General features: G+C 73.9%; 15 protein-coding genes. 12 read left to right on the plus strand and 3 right to left on the minus strand.

From position 1 onward, the window contains the following. Window positions 1-170: 170 nt before the first annotated feature. From ACFW1A_RS29040 to ACFW1A_RS29060, 5 genes are all read left to right on the plus strand, one after another. Window positions 171-581: a GntR family transcriptional regulator gene (locus ACFW1A_RS29040; RefSeq protein ID WP_380413781.1), complete on the plus strand. Its 411-nt coding sequence runs from the start codon at window positions 171-173 to the stop codon at window positions 579-581. Further along, window positions 574-1,461 (plus strand): ATP-binding cassette domain-containing protein, encoded by an 888-nt coding sequence (locus ACFW1A_RS29045; RefSeq protein WP_380413783.1) that lies wholly within the window; start codon window positions 574-576, stop codon window positions 1,459-1,461. The genes ACFW1A_RS29040 and ACFW1A_RS29045 overlap by 8 nt, the downstream gene beginning before the upstream one ends. Next, a complete protein-coding gene (locus ACFW1A_RS29050) occupies window positions 1,458-2,453 on the plus strand; it encodes an ABC transporter permease subunit (RefSeq protein ID WP_380413785.1) in 996 nt (331 codons plus the stop codon). The genes ACFW1A_RS29045 and ACFW1A_RS29050 overlap by 4 nt, the downstream gene beginning before the upstream one ends. 61 nt (window positions 2,454-2,514) lie before the next feature. After that, window positions 2,515-3,219 (plus strand): CDGSH iron-sulfur domain-containing protein, encoded by a 705-nt coding sequence (locus tag ACFW1A_RS29055; protein ID WP_380413787.1) that lies wholly within the window; start codon window positions 2,515-2,517, stop codon window positions 3,217-3,219. A gap of 81 nt (window positions 3,220-3,300) precedes the next feature. Further along, window positions 3,301-3,468, plus strand: a complete 168-nt coding sequence (locus tag ACFW1A_RS29060; RefSeq protein ID WP_380413789.1) for a hypothetical protein — start codon at window positions 3,301-3,303, stop codon at window positions 3,466-3,468. Between the two features lie 44 nt (window positions 3,469-3,512). Here the strand turns inward: ACFW1A_RS29060 and ACFW1A_RS29065 are convergent, their stop codons facing one another. Both ACFW1A_RS29065 and ACFW1A_RS29070 read right to left on the minus strand, forming a co-directional pair. Further along, window positions 3,513-4,691, minus strand: a complete 1,179-nt coding sequence (locus ACFW1A_RS29065; RefSeq protein WP_380413791.1) for a globin domain-containing protein — start codon at window positions 4,689-4,691, stop codon at window positions 3,513-3,515. Window positions 4,692-4,769: 78 nt separating this feature from the next. Continuing rightward, a complete protein-coding gene (locus tag ACFW1A_RS29070) occupies window positions 4,770-5,207 on the minus strand; it encodes an RrF2 family transcriptional regulator (protein WP_380413793.1) in 438 nt (145 codons plus the stop codon). A 200-nt stretch (window positions 5,208-5,407) separates the two neighbouring features. Here ACFW1A_RS29070 and ACFW1A_RS29075 point away from each other — a divergent pair, with 200 nt between their 5' ends. Continuing rightward, on the plus strand, window positions 5,408-6,181 hold the full coding sequence (locus ACFW1A_RS29075; RefSeq protein ID WP_380413810.1) for a DUF4389 domain-containing protein: 774 nt from the start codon (window positions 5,408-5,410) through the stop codon (window positions 6,179-6,181). A gap of 30 nt (window positions 6,182-6,211) precedes the next feature. Here the strand turns inward: ACFW1A_RS29075 and ACFW1A_RS29080 are convergent, their stop codons facing one another. Further along, window positions 6,212-6,964 carry a FadR/GntR family transcriptional regulator gene (locus ACFW1A_RS29080; protein ID WP_380413795.1) on the minus strand — a complete coding sequence of 251 codons (753 nt, stop codon included), beginning with the start codon at window positions 6,962-6,964 and terminating at the stop codon, window positions 6,212-6,214. A gap of 164 nt (window positions 6,965-7,128) precedes the next feature. On the opposite strand from ACFW1A_RS29080, the gene ACFW1A_RS29085 reads away from it, so the two are divergent. From ACFW1A_RS29085 to ACFW1A_RS29110, 6 genes are all read left to right on the plus strand, one after another. Next, window positions 7,129-8,700 (plus strand): amino acid permease, encoded by a 1,572-nt coding sequence (locus tag ACFW1A_RS29085; RefSeq protein WP_380413797.1) that lies wholly within the window; start codon window positions 7,129-7,131, stop codon window positions 8,698-8,700. Further along, the gene (locus tag ACFW1A_RS29090) at window positions 8,697-10,055 is read left to right on the plus strand and encodes a glutamine synthetase family protein (protein ID WP_380413800.1); all 1,359 of its coding nucleotides are present in this window, start codon (window positions 8,697-8,699) and stop codon (window positions 10,053-10,055) included. Before ACFW1A_RS29085 ends, ACFW1A_RS29090 begins: the two co-directional genes overlap by 4 nt. Continuing rightward, the gene (locus ACFW1A_RS29095; protein ID WP_380413802.1) at window positions 10,052-10,765 is read left to right on the plus strand and encodes a gamma-glutamyl-gamma-aminobutyrate hydrolase family protein; all 714 of its coding nucleotides are present in this window, start codon (window positions 10,052-10,054) and stop codon (window positions 10,763-10,765) included. The genes ACFW1A_RS29090 and ACFW1A_RS29095 overlap by 4 nt, the downstream gene beginning before the upstream one ends. Continuing rightward, window positions 10,762-12,138: an aldehyde dehydrogenase family protein gene (locus tag ACFW1A_RS29100; RefSeq protein WP_380413804.1), complete on the plus strand. Its 1,377-nt coding sequence runs from the start codon at window positions 10,762-10,764 to the stop codon at window positions 12,136-12,138. Before ACFW1A_RS29095 ends, ACFW1A_RS29100 begins: the two co-directional genes overlap by 4 nt. A 5-nt stretch (window positions 12,139-12,143) precedes the next feature. Beyond that, window positions 12,144-12,914, plus strand: a complete 771-nt coding sequence (locus ACFW1A_RS29105; RefSeq protein WP_380413806.1) for a 3-oxoacyl-ACP reductase — start codon at window positions 12,144-12,146, stop codon at window positions 12,912-12,914. Window positions 12,915-13,006: 92 nt separating this feature from the next. Continuing rightward, the coding region (locus ACFW1A_RS29110) for an aldehyde dehydrogenase family protein (RefSeq protein WP_380413808.1) at window positions 13,007-14,076 on the plus strand (1,070 nt) is incomplete at its 3' end.

Here is a 14,076-nt window from a genome sequence, read left to right on the forward strand (position 1 = left end):
GGGTCGGGGGTGCCCGACCGGTCCGCCGTTCCGTTGGTCCCCCCGGACCCGGTCCACCGCGGCACTCCTCCCCTCCTCCTCCGCCCGACGGCCGGTCCCGCCTCGGCTTGACGTCCGGGGCCGCCCTGCATCACCATTCCACTAATGCCTTAGTGGAATGGTGATGCAGGATGGACTACCGCATCGACCGGCACAGCGGGGTGGCGACCTACCTGCAGATCGTTCAGCAGACCAAGCACGCCCTGCGGCTCGGTCTGCTGCTGCCGGGGGACAAGTTGCCGACCGCCCGTGAGGTGGTCGCGGCGACCGCGATCAACCCGAACACCGTGCTCAAGGCCTACCGCGAGCTGGAACGCGAGGGCCTGGTGGCCCCGCGACCCGGGCTCGGCACCTTCGTGCTGCGCTCGCTGGCCCGGGAGGAGGGCGCGGCCGACTCGCCCCTGCGGGCCGAGCTGGCCGGGTGGGCCGCCCGGGCCCGCAAGGCCGGGCTCGGTCGCGAGGACGTGGCGGCGCTGGTGGCCTCGGTGGTGGAGCAGGAGTTCGCCGGGAACGGCGACACCGGAAAGGACGACGATGAGTGAACCGCGGACCGCGCTCGCCGTGACCCGGCTGGGCAAGCGGTACCGGCGCGGCTGGGCGCTGCGCGACTGCACGTTCGCACTGCCGGCGGGGCGGATCTGCGCCCTGGTCGGTCCGAACGGCGCGGGCAAGTCCACGCTGCTGGCCCTGGCGGCGGGGCTGTTGACGCCCGGTGCGGGCACGCTGGTGCGGCCGGCGGGACAGTCGGTGGCCTACGTGGCCCAGGAGCGGCCGCTGTACCCGGGCTTCACCGTGGCCGAGGCGCTGCGGCTGGGCCAGGAGCTGAACCCCGGCTGGGACCGGGCCGCGGCCGAGCAGGTGCTGGCCCGCGGCGGGTTCCCGGAGAGCGCCCGGATCGGGTCGCTCTCCGGCGGCCAGCGCACCCGGGTGGCGCTCGCGCTGGCGCTCGGCAAGCGGCCCGGTCTGCTGCTGCTGGACGAGCCGATGGCGGAGCTGGACCCGCTGGCCCGGCACGAACTGATGGGCCTGCTGATGGCGGAGGCGGCCGAGCACGGCACCACGGTGCTGATGTCCTCGCACGTCATCGCCGAACTGGCCGAGGCCTGCGACTTCCTGGTGCTGCTGGCCGGCGGCCGGGTCCGGCTCGCCGGGGACATCGAGGAGTTGCTGGCCGCGCACCGGGTGCTGGTCGGTCCGGCCGACCCGGCCGGTCCGCCGGCCGGGCACCTGGTGGTGGAACAGCGCGCCGCGGGGCGGCAGCTGACGGCCCTGGTGCGCACCGGTGGTGCGGTGCCGCCGCCCTGGGAGGCGTCGGCACCGAGTCTGGAGGAGTTGGTCCTCGGGCACCTGCGGGCGCCGGACGCGCCCGCGCTGCTGACCGCGGACGCCCGGGTCGAGGAACTGGTGGAGGTGGGCGGATGACCGCCGTACTGGAGGCGCCGGTGCGGCGTCCGTTCGCGCCGCGCGGGCTCGGCTGGCTGATGTGGCGTCAGCTGCGGGCGGTGGCGTGGGGCCTGCTGGCCCTGGTGCTGGTGGCCGCGGTGGCGGCGGTGTGGCTGCACGGGCGCGAGGTGGACTTCATCCGTTCGCACGGGATCGCCGGCTGCGCCATGATCAGCCTGGACCCCGCCTGTCAGGAACCGGGGATCCAGCAGGCGGTGATGGACTTCCGCAACAGCTACGGGCACCTGCTCAAGCTGGCCGGCCTACTGCTGTTGCTGCTCCCGGTCGCGGTGGGGGCGGGGGTCGGTGCGCCGCTGCTGGCCCAGGAGTGGGAGCACGGCACCTGGAAGCTGGTGCTGACCCAGTCAGTCACCCGGCGGCGCTGGGTGCTGGCCAAGCTGGCGGCGGCCGGGCTGGTGGTCGGGTCGGCCTCGGCGGTGCTGGCGCTGCTGCTCCGCTGGGCGTGGCAGCCGTCGGCCAACGACGTCTCCGGGATCAGCTGGTACAGCTGGACCTTCTTCGGCACCGGCGGCCCCGACCTGGTGGCCACCGCGCTGCTGGCGCTGGCGGTGGGGGCGCTGGCCGGGGCGGTGCTGCGGCGCACGCTGCCCGCCATGGCGGCCGCGGCGGTGCTGGTCGGCCTGCTGCAGACCGGGCTGGCCTGGCTGCGGCCGTACCTGTGGAGCTCGCAGACGGTCCTCGTGTCCCGCTCCGAACTGCCCAACAGCATCTGGGGCTTCGCGCAGGGCTTCGTGCTGCCCGACGGCACCCGGCTGCCCTACGACGGGTGCGGGGGCGCCCTGGACCAGGCCCAGTGCGACGCCAAGTACGCGAACGCGGCGGAGTACACCGATCTGCACCGGGCTGCGGACTACTGGCCGCTGCAGACCGTCGAGACCGCACTCTGCCTGGGCCTGGCCGCCGCCCTGGCCGTCGTCACCGTGGTCTGGGTCCGCCGCCGGCTGGGCTGAGCCGACCGCCGCGGGCGCGTCGCCGCAGGTCGCGGCCGCCGCACGTCCTAGCCTGCTCGGTGTGACCAGTGAGCGGGAGCCGGGCGTGGCGGTGACGGCGGACGGGCCGTACCTGGTGAGCGGGCCGGTGCGGATCACCCGCAAGGCGGTGGTCCGCTCGGCCGCGGGGGAGGCGCTGGTCTGGGCCTCGCCGCGCGAGCTGCCGCCGGCCCCGGAGCGGGCGGACGGGGCGGTGCGGCTGTGCCGGTGCGGGCGGTCCGCCAGCAAGCCCTACTGCGACGACTCGCACCGGCGGACCGGCTTCGACGGCACCGAGGCCGCCGAGCCGGCCGGCCCGTACGACGAGCACGCGGTCAGCCTGGGCGGCACCGGGATCGAGGTGCGGGACTACCCGCGGCTGTGCGTCGGCGCGGGGTTCTGCGAGAACCACGCGGCGAACGTCTGGGACATGACGGCCCGGACCGCGGACTCGGTGGTGCGCGAGGTGGCGATGGGGATGGTGGAGCGCTGCCCGTCCGGCCGGCTGACCTACCGACTGGCCGCCGACGCGCCGGACAACGAGCCGGACCTGCCGGTGGAGGTGGCGGCGGTCGCCGACGGCCCGCTCTGGCTCACCGGGCGGGTGCCGGTGCGGCTGACCGACGGCCGCGAGCTGGAGGTGCGCAACCGGGTGGCCCTGTGCCGGTGCGGCGCCTCGCGCAACAAGCCGCTGTGCGACGGGTCGCACGCCCGGGTGGGGTTCCGCGACGGCGACCCCGAGGAGTAGCCGCGGCGCGGCGCGGATTTGGTGCTGCTCGGCGGGGTGGCGATGATGGGGCCCGGCAATCGAACAGCTGAAGGTGTGGAGATGAGCGAGTCGTTCGCCCAGGAACTGCGGGCCCAACTCGCCGAGGCCCGCGCCCACTGGGCCCGGGCCCAGGCCGCGGGTGACGAGGCCGAGGAGGAGTTCCACCGCGACCGGGTGGCCCAACTGCGCTGGCTGGCCGCGGAGTACCGGGTGGCCGAGGAGGAGTAGCGCGGCCCGGGCCGGCGCGCCGCGCCGACCCGGGCCGGGTGCCGTCAGTCCTGGCCCACCCACAGGTCCGGGCCGAACACCTCGTAGTGGACGGCGGCCGGGGACAGGCCGGCCGCCAGGAGCTGGGTGCGGGCGGCGCGCAGGAAGGGGAGCGGGCCGCAGAGGTAGGCGGTGGCGTCGGCGGGCAGGTCCAGCGTGCTCAGGTCGATCAGGCCGGTGCGCTCGGCCGGCCAGGCGGCGTCGGCCGGCTGCTCGTACCAGACGTGGGCCTCGGCGTCGGCGAGCTTGGCGGTGAGCTGCGCCAGGTCGGACCGGAACGCGTGCGCCCCGGGGGAGCGGTCGGCGTGCACCGCGATCACCCGGCGGGTCGCGCCGGTCGCCGCCAGGTGGTCCAGCATCCCGATCATCGGCGTGCAGCCGATCCCGGCCGAGACCAGCACCACCGGCTGCTCGCCCGCCTCGTCCAGCACGACGTCGCCGGCCGGCAGGCCGACCCGCAGCACGGTGCCTTCGGTGGCGTGGTCGTGCAGGAAGCCGGAGACCTCTCCGTCGCGCTTGACGGTGAAGCAGAGCGCGTCGTCGGCCCGGCCGGAGAGGCTGTACTGGCGGATCTGGTGCGCGCCGTCCGGGAGCTCGACCTGGACCGAGACGTACTGGCCGGGCCGCTGGGCGGGCAGCCCGGCGCCGTCGGCCGGCTGCACCAGGAAGGTCACCACGTCGGCGGTCTCCTGCCGCCGGCCGGTCACCCGGTACGCGCGCCAGACGTCGCCCGGCGCCACGCCGGCCTGCCGGTAGCGGTCGGCCTCCAGGGCGATCAGCGCGTTGGCCATCAGCCAGTACACCTCGTCCCAGGCGGCCGCGACCTCCGGGGTGACCGCCTCGCCGAGCACCTCGACGATCGCGGCGAACAGGTGCTCGTGGACCACGGGGTACTGCTCGGGGAGCACGCCCAGCGCGGTGTGCTTGTGCGCGATCCGCGCCAGCATCGCGTCCGGGCGCCGGTCGGGGTGGGCCAGCAGCGCGGTGGCGAACCCGGCGATCGAGCCGGCCAGGGCCTGCTGCTGGCTGCCGTTGGCCTGGTTGCCGCGGTTGAACAGGTCGCTCAGCAGCTCCGGGTGGGCGGCGAACAGGCGGCGGTAGAAGGCGGTGGTGATCTCGCCGAGGTGCGCGCCCACCACCGGGAGGGTGGCGCGGACGGTGCTGCTGGCGGTGTCGGACAGCATGGGGGCTCCCGAAGAAGTGGTAACTGAGATTCGTATTACAGGGCGCGAGGAGGTACCCGGGGGCCGGGCGGGTTCGGCTCAGTCCGGGCGGGTGCTCAGGCCGAGCAGGACCGGGCCGGTCGGGGCGGCCACCAGGTCCTCGACGGAGAGCGGGTCCAGGGCGGCGTAGAACGCCTCCTGGGCCGTGCGCAGTGCCCCGCGCAGCCGGCAGGCCGCGCGCAGCGGACAGGGCGGGTCGTCCTCGCAGCCGACCGGGTCGCCCACTCCCTCCAGGTCCCTGACCAGCTGGCCGAGCGAGCCGGTCAGACCGGCCCGGGTCAGCGCGAGCCCGCCGCCGTGGCCGCGCCGGGCCTCCACCACCCCGAGGTGCTGGAGCCGGCTGACCACCTTGGCGGCGTGCGTGTACGGGACCTGGACCGCGGCGGCCACCTCGCGGGTGGTCGGGGTCTGGTCCTGCAGCACCGCCAGTCGCATGGCGATGCGCAGGGCGATGTCGGTTCCCTTGGTCAGGCGCACGCTCCGACTCTATCAATAGGTATTTCAGACTCCAATTAGCCCCCCGGGTGCCGTGGCCCGGACGGACCATCAGGGATGCGGCCGGTCGGTGGCGCTGTCAGCGTGGCCGCAGAGCGGAGACGGGCGCGTGGGTCGCCCGAACGGCGAGGAGCGGCGCGATGGCGCAGACAGCGGGTCCGGGCGGCGCGGGCGGTTGGAGCATGCCGGAGCCGCCGGGTCCGCCGGAGTTCCTCCCCGTGCTGGACGTGCCGGCGCACGGGCGCCAGCGCCGGCTCACCGTGCTGCTGCGCTGGCTGATCCTGGTCCCGCACTTCGTGGTGCTCTGGGTGCTCGGGATCGGTGCCTTCTTCGCGGCGGTGGCGGGCTGGTTCGCGGCGCTCTTCCTGGGGCGGCTGCCGGCGGGCATCGCGCGCTACCTGACCGGATTCGTCGGCTACGACACCCGGGTGATGGTCAGTCTGACCCTGTTGGCGGACCGGTACCCGCCGTTCTCGCTGCGCCAGCCGCGGGACTGGCCGGTGCGGATCGAGCTGCGGCAGGAGCCGCTGAACCGTGCCGCGGTCCTCTTCCGGCTGCTGCTGATGTTCCCGGCCGCGGTGATCAGCGGCCTGGCGAGCGCCGGGTGGGCGGTGCTGGCCGTCTTCCTCTGGCTCTGGACGGTGATCACGGCCCGGCTGCCGCGCCCCGCCTTCGAGGCGACGGCGGCCGTGGTGCGGTTCCGGATGCGGTTCACCGCCTACGCGCTGATGCTCACCCCGGCCTACCCCAAGGGCCTGTTCGGCGAGGAGCGCGGCACGGAGCAGCGGCAGTCCGCGACCCGGCCGCTGGTGCTCAGCGGTGCGGGCAAGGGGCTGCTGGTGGCCTACCTGCTGCTGGGCCTGGCCGCGGACGTCGGCGGCTCGGTGGGCGGCAGTGCGAACTCCTCGGACGACGGGACGGTGAGCACCGCGCCGGCGGTGCAGGGGCAGCGCTGACGGACCGGGGCCGGACCGGCGGCCGGTGGTCTAGCCGAGGAAGCCGCGCAGCAGCGCGGCGGTGCCCTCCAGGTGCTCCTCGGTGGCGCGGCGGGCGGCCGGGACGTCGCCGGACAGGATCGCCTCGGCCATCGCCCGGTGCTGCACGGCCGCGTGGTCGATGTTGCGGGGGAGCACCGGGATGGCGTTGAGCAGGTCGTTGAGCCGCATCCGGCTCTCGGCCACGCCGGCGGCCAGGGACGGCGAGCCGGTCAGTTCGGCGACCGCCAGGTGGAACCGGGAGTCCAGCCGGCGGTACTCCGCGGGCGGGGCCTGCTCCAGCTCGGTGAGGTGCCGGGTGAACCGCTCGCGCTGCTCCTCGGTCAGCGGGCGGCGCGCGGCCTGCTCGGCGGCGCCGGTCTCCAGGACCAGCCGGTAGGTCAGCGCGTCCTCCAGCTCCGCGCCCATGTCCTGTACCGCGCGCCGGAGTTCGCCGAGGTCGGGGGCGGGCTGGCGGTACGTGACGAAGGTGCCGCCGTAGCGGCCGCGGCGGGACTCCACGCAGTCGGCCGCCTGCAGCGAGTGCAGGGCCTCGCGCAGCGTCTCCCGGCTTACCCCGAGCCGGGCCGCCAGTGCGCGCTCGGGCGGCAGCCGGTCCCCGTAGCCGAAGACGCCGAGCTTGACCGCCTCCAGGATCCGCTGCACGGTCTCCTCGAAGGCGTTGCCGGTCCGGACGGGGCGGAAGATCGCGCCGCCCTGCCAGTCCACTCCGCCCTGCCAGTCCACGCCGTCTGCCGGGTCCACGGGCGGAATCGTACCGAGGTTCGGCTCGCGGCAGGGTCTTGACGTGGTGGTGGGCGGGGCGGAAACATGCGCGGTGCGTTCAATGGCCTGTTAGCAGACCATTGAGCACCACAATGCCGTGGGCGCAGGTTTCGGAATCCCCCACCGAACCCCAGGAGTGCCGCATGACGTCCGACCACCCTCCCGCCGACCAGCTTGACCCCGGTCTGTTGCCGACAGCGCCCGCGTCTGTTTCGGCCGACGAACAACGCCTGCAGGAGCTCGGCTACACCCAGGAACTGGCCCGCTCGCTGTCCGGCTTCGCCAACTTCGCCGTCTCCTTCTCGATCGTCTCCATCCTCTCCGGCTGCCTGACCCTCTACGGCTTCGGCATGGCCACCGGCGGCCCCGCGCTGATCACCTGGGGCTGGCCGCTGGTCGGTCTGATGACGCTCTGCGTGGGGCTGGCGATGGCCGAGATCTGCTCCGCCTACCCGACCGCCGGCGGCCTGTACTTCTGGGCCGCCAAGCTGGCCCGGCACAACGCGCCCGCGGCCTCCTGGGTCACCGGCTGGTGCAACTTCCTCGGCCAGGTGGCCGTCACCGCCAGCGTCGACTACGGCGCGGCCACCTTCACCAACGCGCTGCTGGACCTGCGCTGGGGCTTCGCGGCCACCGCTCCCCACACGGTGGAGATCTTCGCGGTGATCCTGCTGCTGCACGGGCTGCTGAACAGCTTCGGGGTGCGGCTGGTGGCGCTGTTCAACGCGGTCAGCGTCTGGTGGCACCTGGTCGGCGTGCTGGTGATCGTCGGCGCGCTGGCCGTGGTCCCGCACCACCACGCCTCGGCCGGCTTCGTCTTCGGCAGGTTCGTCAACACCACCGGCTTCCACAGCTCGTTCTACGTCGCGCTGCTCGGCCTGCTGCTCGCCCAGTACACCCTGACCGGGTACGACGCCTCGGCGCACATGACCGAGGAGACCCAGGGGGCGGCCCGGTCCGGCCCGCGCGGGATCGTCAACTCGATCGTCGTCTCGCTGGTGGCCGGCTGGCTGCTGCTGCTCGGGCTGACCTTCGCGATCCAGGACTACAGCGGGGAGTTGGGCAGCGCCACCAACGTGCCGCCGGCCCAGATCTTCCTGGACGCGCTCGGCAGCAGCGGGGCCGAGGCGCTGCTGCTGATCGTGATCGGTGCCCAGTTCTTCTGCGGCATGGCCTCGGTCACCGCCAACTCGCGGATGATCTACGCCTTCTCGCGGGACGGTGCGCTGCCCGGCTCCCGGCTGTGGCACCGGATCGACCCCCGCACCCAGACCCCGACCAACGCGATCTGGCTGGGCACCGTGGGCGCGTTCCTGTTCGGCCTGCCGGCCCTGTGGAACTCCACCGCCTTCGCCGCGGTCACCTCGGTCTCGGTGATCGGCCTCTACCTCTCCTACGTGATCCCGGTGTACCTGCGCCTGCGCCAGGGCGACCGGTTCGAGCGCGGTCCGTGGCACCTGGGCCGGTGGAGCCGGCCGATCGGCATCGTCGCGGTCGGCTGGACCGCGCTGATCACGGTGCTCTTCATGCTGCCCACGACCAGCCCGATCACCTTGGGCAACTTCAACTACACCTCGGTGGCCATCACCGTGGTGCTCGGCTTCGCCGGAATCTGGTGGCTGGTCTCCGCGCGGCGCTGGTTCACCGGACCGCGCGTCCAGCAGGATGCTGACCGTCACCACCCCATCGCCGACCGCAAGGAGACGAACCGATGAGCAGCGCCAGGCTGACGCTAGATCAGCTCCGTGCGCAGGTCGCCGAAGGCACCATCGACACCGTGGTGCTGGCGGTCACCGACATGCAGGGCAGGTTGCAGGGGAAGCGGCTGGCGGCCGAGTACTTCCTGACCGACGTGGTCGAGCACGCCGCCGAGGGCTGCGGCTACCTGCTGGCCGTGGACGTGGAGATGAACACGGTCGAGGGGTACCGGATCTCCTCCTGGGAGAGCGGCTACGGCGACCTGGTGATGGTGCCCGACCTGGACACCCTGCGCCTGGTCCCCTGGCACCCCGGCACCGCGATGGTGCAGTGCGACCTGGCCCAGCACGACGGCACCCCGGTCGCCGTCTCGCCCCGGCAGATCCTGCGCCGCCAGCTGGACCGCCTCGCCGCGCACGGCTGGCACGCCTACGTGGGCACCGAGTTGGAGTTCATCGTCTTCAAGGACAGCTACGAGCAGGCCTGGGACAAGGACTACCGCGGGCTCACCCCGGTCAACCAGTACAACGTGGACTACTCGATCCTGGGCACCGCCCGGATCGAGCCGCTGCTGCGCCGGCTGCGCAACGAGATGGCCGGCGCCGGCCTGACCGTGGAGTCGGCCAAGGGCGAGTGCAACCTGGGCCAGCACGAGATCGCCTTCAAGTACGCCGAGGCGCTGGTCACCTGCGACGACCACGTGGTCTACAAGACCGGCGCCAAGGAGATCGCCGCGCAGGACGGGGTCAGCCTGACCTTCATGGCGAAGTACAACGAGCGCGAGGGCAACTCCTGCCACATCCACCTGAGCCTGCGCGCCGCCGACGGCACGCCGGTGCTCGCCGGCGACGGGCAGCACGGCTTCTCCCGCACCATGGAGCACTTCCTGGCCGGCCAGCTGGCCTGCCTGAACGAGTTCGCGCTGCTGCTGGCGCCCACGATCAACTCGTACAAGCGGTACGTGCCGGGCAGCTTCGCGCCGACCGCGATCGCCTGGGGCCGGGACAACCGGACCTGCGCGCTGCGGGTGGTCGGCCACGGCTCCTCGCTGCGGTTCGAGAACCGGGTCCCCGGCGGTGACGTCAACCCGTACCTGGCGGTGGCCGCGCTGATCGCCGCCGGCCTGCACGGGATCGAGCAGGGCCTGGAGCTGGAGCCGGAGTTCACCGGCAACGCCTACGCCGGCGACTCCCCGCGGGTGCCCGCCACGCTGCGCGACGCGGTGGCCCTGTTCGAGGCCAGCGGGATCGCCGCGGCCGCCTTCGGCAAGGAGGTCGTGCACCACTACGGCCACGCCGGCCGGGTCGAACTGACCGCATTCGACGCGGCGGTGACCGACTGGGAGCGGCGCCGCGGATTCGAGCGGCTGTGACGGGCCGTCCGCTGGTGGGGATCACCAGCTACCTGGAGCAGGCCGCCTGGGGCGTGTGGGACCAGCCGGCCGCCCTGGTGCCGCAGTTGTACGTGGACGCGATCACCGCCGCGGGTGCGGTGCCGGTGCTGCTGCCGCCGCAGCCGGTCGGCGAGCCGAAGCAGCTGCTGGCCCGGTTGGACGGCCTGGTGCTGGCCGGCGGCCCCGACGTGGAGCCGAGCCGCTACGGCCGTGCCCCGCACCCGCGCACCGGCCCGCCCCGGGTCGGGCGCGACGAGTGGGAGCTGGCCCTGACCCGGGCCGCGCTCGACCTCGACCTGCCGCTGCTCGGCGTCTGCCGCGGCCTGCAGATCCTCAACGTCGCGCTCGGCGGCACCCTGGTCCAGCACCTGCCCGAGCGCACCGGGGACGACAGCCACCAGGAGGCCCCGGCGGTCTTCCGCCGCCGCACCGTCCGGGTGGCCGAGCAGAGCGTCCTGGCGGGCGTCCTCGGCACCGGCGCCGAGGTGCTCTGCTACCACCACCAGGCCGCCGACGCGCTCGGCACCGGCCTGCGCGCCGTGGCCTGGAGCGAGGACGGCACGGTGGAGGCGGTCGAGCTGTCCGGTGCCCGCTTCGCGGTCGGCGTGCAGTGGCACCCGGAGGCCGATCCCGCCGACCCGCGCCTGTTCGACGCCTTCGTCCGCGCCCTTGAGGAGAGCCCAGCGTGACCAGCACAGAAGCCGAGCTGTTCGAGGTGGTCAACCCGGCCACCGAGGAAGTGATCGAGACGGTGGCGCTGGCCGGCCTCGCCGAGACCGACGCCGCCGTCGCCCGGGCCAAGGCGGCCTTCGAGGGCTGGCGCCGGGTCGCCCCGGCCGACCGGGCCCGGCTGCTGCGCGCGTTCGCCGCCGCGGTGGACGCCGAGCGCGAGCAGCTGGCCCAGCTGGAGGTGGCCAACGCCGGCCACACCATCGGCAACGCCCGCTGGGAGGCGGGCAACGCGCGCGACGTGATCGAGTACTACGCGGCCGCGCCGGAGCGGCTGTTCGGCCGGCAGATCCCGGTGGCCGGCGGCATCGACGTCACCTTCCAGGAGCCGCTCGGCGTGGTGGGGATCATCGTGCCGTGGAACTTCCCGCTGCCGATCGCCGCCTGGGGCCTGGCGCCGGCGCTGGCGGCCGGCAACACGGTGGTGCTCAAGCCCGCCGAGCTGACCCCGCTGACCGCGCTGCGGCTGGCCGAACTGGCGCTGCGGGCCGGGCTCCCGGAGGGCGTGCTGCAGGTGCTGCCCGGGCGCGGCGACGTGGTCGGGCGCCGGCTGGTGACCCACCCGGACGTGCGCAAGGTGGTCTTCACCGGCTCCACCCGGGTCGGCAAGGAGATCGCGGCCGGCTGCGCCGAGCAGGTCAAGCCGGTCACCCTGGAGCTCGGCGGCAAGAGCGCCAACATCGTCTTCGCCGACGCCGACCTGGCCAAGGCGGCCGCCACCGCGCCGTACGCCGTCTTCGACAACGCCGGGCAGGACTGCTGCGCCCGGTCGCGGATCCTGGTCCAGCAGAGCGTCTACGAGGAGTTCCTCGCCCTGCTGGAGCCGGCCGTGCTCGGGGTCAGGGTGGGCGACCCGCGCGAGGAGGCCACCGAGATGGGCCCGCTGATCTCGGCGGCCCACCACGCCCGGGTGAGCTCCTACCTGGACGGCGCCTCGGTCCACCTGCGCGGCACGGTGCCCGACGGGAAGGGCTTCTGGTTCCCGCCCACCGTGGTGACCCCGGTGGACCCGGCGTCCCGGGTCTTCACCGAGGAGGTCTTCGGTCCGGTGGTCGCCGTGCTGCCGTTCGCCGACGAGGCCGAGGCGGTGCGGATCGCCAACGCGACCGAGTACGGGCTCTCCGGCTCGATCTGGACCAGGGACGTGGGCCGCGCGCTGCGGGTGGCGCGCGGGGTGGAGGCCGGCAACCTGTCGGTCAACTCGCACTCCTCGGTCCGCTACACCACGCCGTTCGGCGGCTTCAAGCAGTCCGGCCTCGGCCGCGAGCTGGGCCCGGACGCGCTGCAGGCCTTCACCGAAACCAAGAACGTCTTCATCGCCACGGAGGATTGAGCACTATGACCACCAACCGCCTCGACGGCCGCGTGGCCGTCATCACCGGTGCCGGCAGCGGGATCGGCCTGGCCACCGCCCGGCGGTTCGCCGCCGAGGGCGCCAAGGTCGTCTGCGTCGACGTGGACGAGACGGCCGGCAAGGCCGTCGCCGAGGAGGTCGGCGGCCTGTTCGTGGCCTGCGACGTGACCGACGAGGAGGCCGTGAAGGCGATGTTCCGGACCGCTGTGGACACCTACGGCCGGCTGGACATCGCGTTCAACAACGCGGGCATCTCGCCGCCGGACGACGACTCGATCCTGACCACCGGCCTGGACGCCTGGAAGCGGGTCCAGGAGGTCAACCTGACCAGCGTCTACCTGTGCTGCAAGTACGCGATCCCGCACATGCAGGCGCAGGGCAAGGGCTCGATCATCAACACCGCGTCGTTCGTCGCGGTGATGGGCGCGGCCACCTCGCAGATCTCCTACAGCGCCTCCAAGGGCGGGGTGCTGGCGATGTCGCGCGAGCTGGGCGTGCAGTTCGCCCGGGAGGGGATCCGGGTCAACGCGCTCTGCCCGGGGCCGGTGAACACCCCGCTGCTGCAGGAGCTGTTCGCCAAGGACCCGGAGCGCGCCGCCCGCCGCCTGGTGCACATCCCGCTCGGCCGGTTCGCCGAGCCGGAGGAGATCGCGGCCGCGGTCGCCTTCCTGGCCAGTGACGACTCCTCCTTCATGACCGCCAACACCTTCCTGGTCGACGGCGGCATCAGCGGGGCCTACGTCACCCCCCAGTAATCTGGCGGCGTCCTTGCGTCGGGCGGGGACCGGGGCGTTAACTAGCAGTGGTAGTTAACGCCCCGGTAGCACGCGCGAGGAGAGGACCCACCGTGCAGCAGCATGCGGACCAGTACATCGGCGGCCGCTGGCAGCCCAGCCTCGGCGGCGGCGTGCTGGAGGTGGTGAACCCGGCGACCGAGCAGGTCATCGCGACCGTGCCGGCCGGCACCGCCGCCGACGTGGACGCGGCGGTGGCCGCCGCCCGCGCCGCCGCCCGGGCCTGGGGGCTGACCGGCCGGGAGGAGCGGCTGGCCCCGCTCACCCGGCTGCGCGACGCGCTGGCCGAGCAGCAGCAGCGGATCGCCGAGACCGTGCTGGCCGAGCAGGGCAGCCCGATCGGCTTCGCCACCGCCGTGCAGGCCGGCCTGCCGCTGGCCGTCGCCTCCTCCTACGTGGACCTGCTGGCCGGCTACGCGTTCTCCGAGCGGATCGGCAACTCCACCGTCCTGCACGAGCCGGTCGGCGTGGTCGCCGCGATCACTCCGTGGAACTACCCGCTGCACCAGATCGTCGCCAAGGTGGTCCCGGCGCTCGCCGCCGGCTGCACCGTGGTGCTCAAGCCCGCCGAGGACACCCCGCTGGTGGCCCGGCTGTTCGCCGAACTGGTGGCCGGGGCCGGCTTCCCGGCCGGCGTCTTCAACCTGGTCACCGGCCTGGGCGCGGAGGCCGGCGCGGCGCTGGCCGAGCACCCCGGGGTCGACCTGGTCTCCTTCACCGGCTCCACCGCCGTGGGCCGCGCGATCGCCGAGAGCGCCGGCCGCGGGATCAGGAGGGTCGCCCTGGAGCTGGGCGGCAAGTCCGCCAACGTGGTGCTCCCCGGGGCCGACCTGGCCCGCGCCGTGAACGTCAACGCCGCCAACGTCTTCGTCAACTCCGGCCAGACCTGCGCCGCCTGGACCCGGCTGCTGGTGCACGAGGACCAGTACGAGGAGGCGGTGGCGATCGCCGCGAAGGCCGCCGCCAAGTACGCGCCCGGCGACCCGGCCGAGCCCGGGACCCGGATGGGCCCGCTGGTCAGCGCCCGCCAGCGCGAGCGGGTGCTCGGCTACATCCGCGGCGGGATCGCGCAGGGCGCCCGGGTGGCGGCCGGCGGCGCCGAGCCGCCGGCCGACCTGAGCAC

It is taken from the genome of Kitasatospora sp. NPDC058965 (assembly GCF_042741245.1).
Taxonomy (GTDB): domain Bacteria; phylum Actinomycetota; class Actinomycetes; order Streptomycetales; family Streptomycetaceae; genus Kitasatospora.

Coding starts and splice junctions, on each gene's coding strand:
- ACFW1A_RS29040 (WP_380413781.1), top strand. CDS start 171: ATGGACTACCGCATCGACCGGCACAGCGGGGTGGCGACCTACCTGCAG.
- ACFW1A_RS29045 (WP_380413783.1), top strand. CDS start 574: ATGAGTGAACCGCGGACCGCGCTCGCCGTGACCCGGCTGGGCAAGCGG.
- ACFW1A_RS29050 (WP_380413785.1), top strand. CDS start 1,458: ATGACCGCCGTACTGGAGGCGCCGGTGCGGCGTCCGTTCGCGCCGCGC.
- ACFW1A_RS29060 (WP_380413789.1), top strand. CDS start 3,301: ATGAGCGAGTCGTTCGCCCAGGAACTGCGGGCCCAACTCGCCGAGGCC.
- ACFW1A_RS29065 (WP_380413791.1), bottom strand. CDS start 4,691: ATGCTGTCCGACACCGCCAGCAGCACCGTCCGCGCCACCCTCCCGGTG.
- ACFW1A_RS29075 (WP_380413810.1), top strand. CDS start 5,408: ATGCCGGAGCCGCCGGGTCCGCCGGAGTTCCTCCCCGTGCTGGACGTG.
- ACFW1A_RS29085 (WP_380413797.1), top strand. CDS start 7,129: ATGACGTCCGACCACCCTCCCGCCGACCAGCTTGACCCCGGTCTGTTG.
- ACFW1A_RS29090 (WP_380413800.1), top strand. CDS start 8,697: ATGAGCAGCGCCAGGCTGACGCTAGATCAGCTCCGTGCGCAGGTCGCC.
- ACFW1A_RS29105 (WP_380413806.1), top strand. CDS start 12,144: ATGACCACCAACCGCCTCGACGGCCGCGTGGCCGTCATCACCGGTGCC.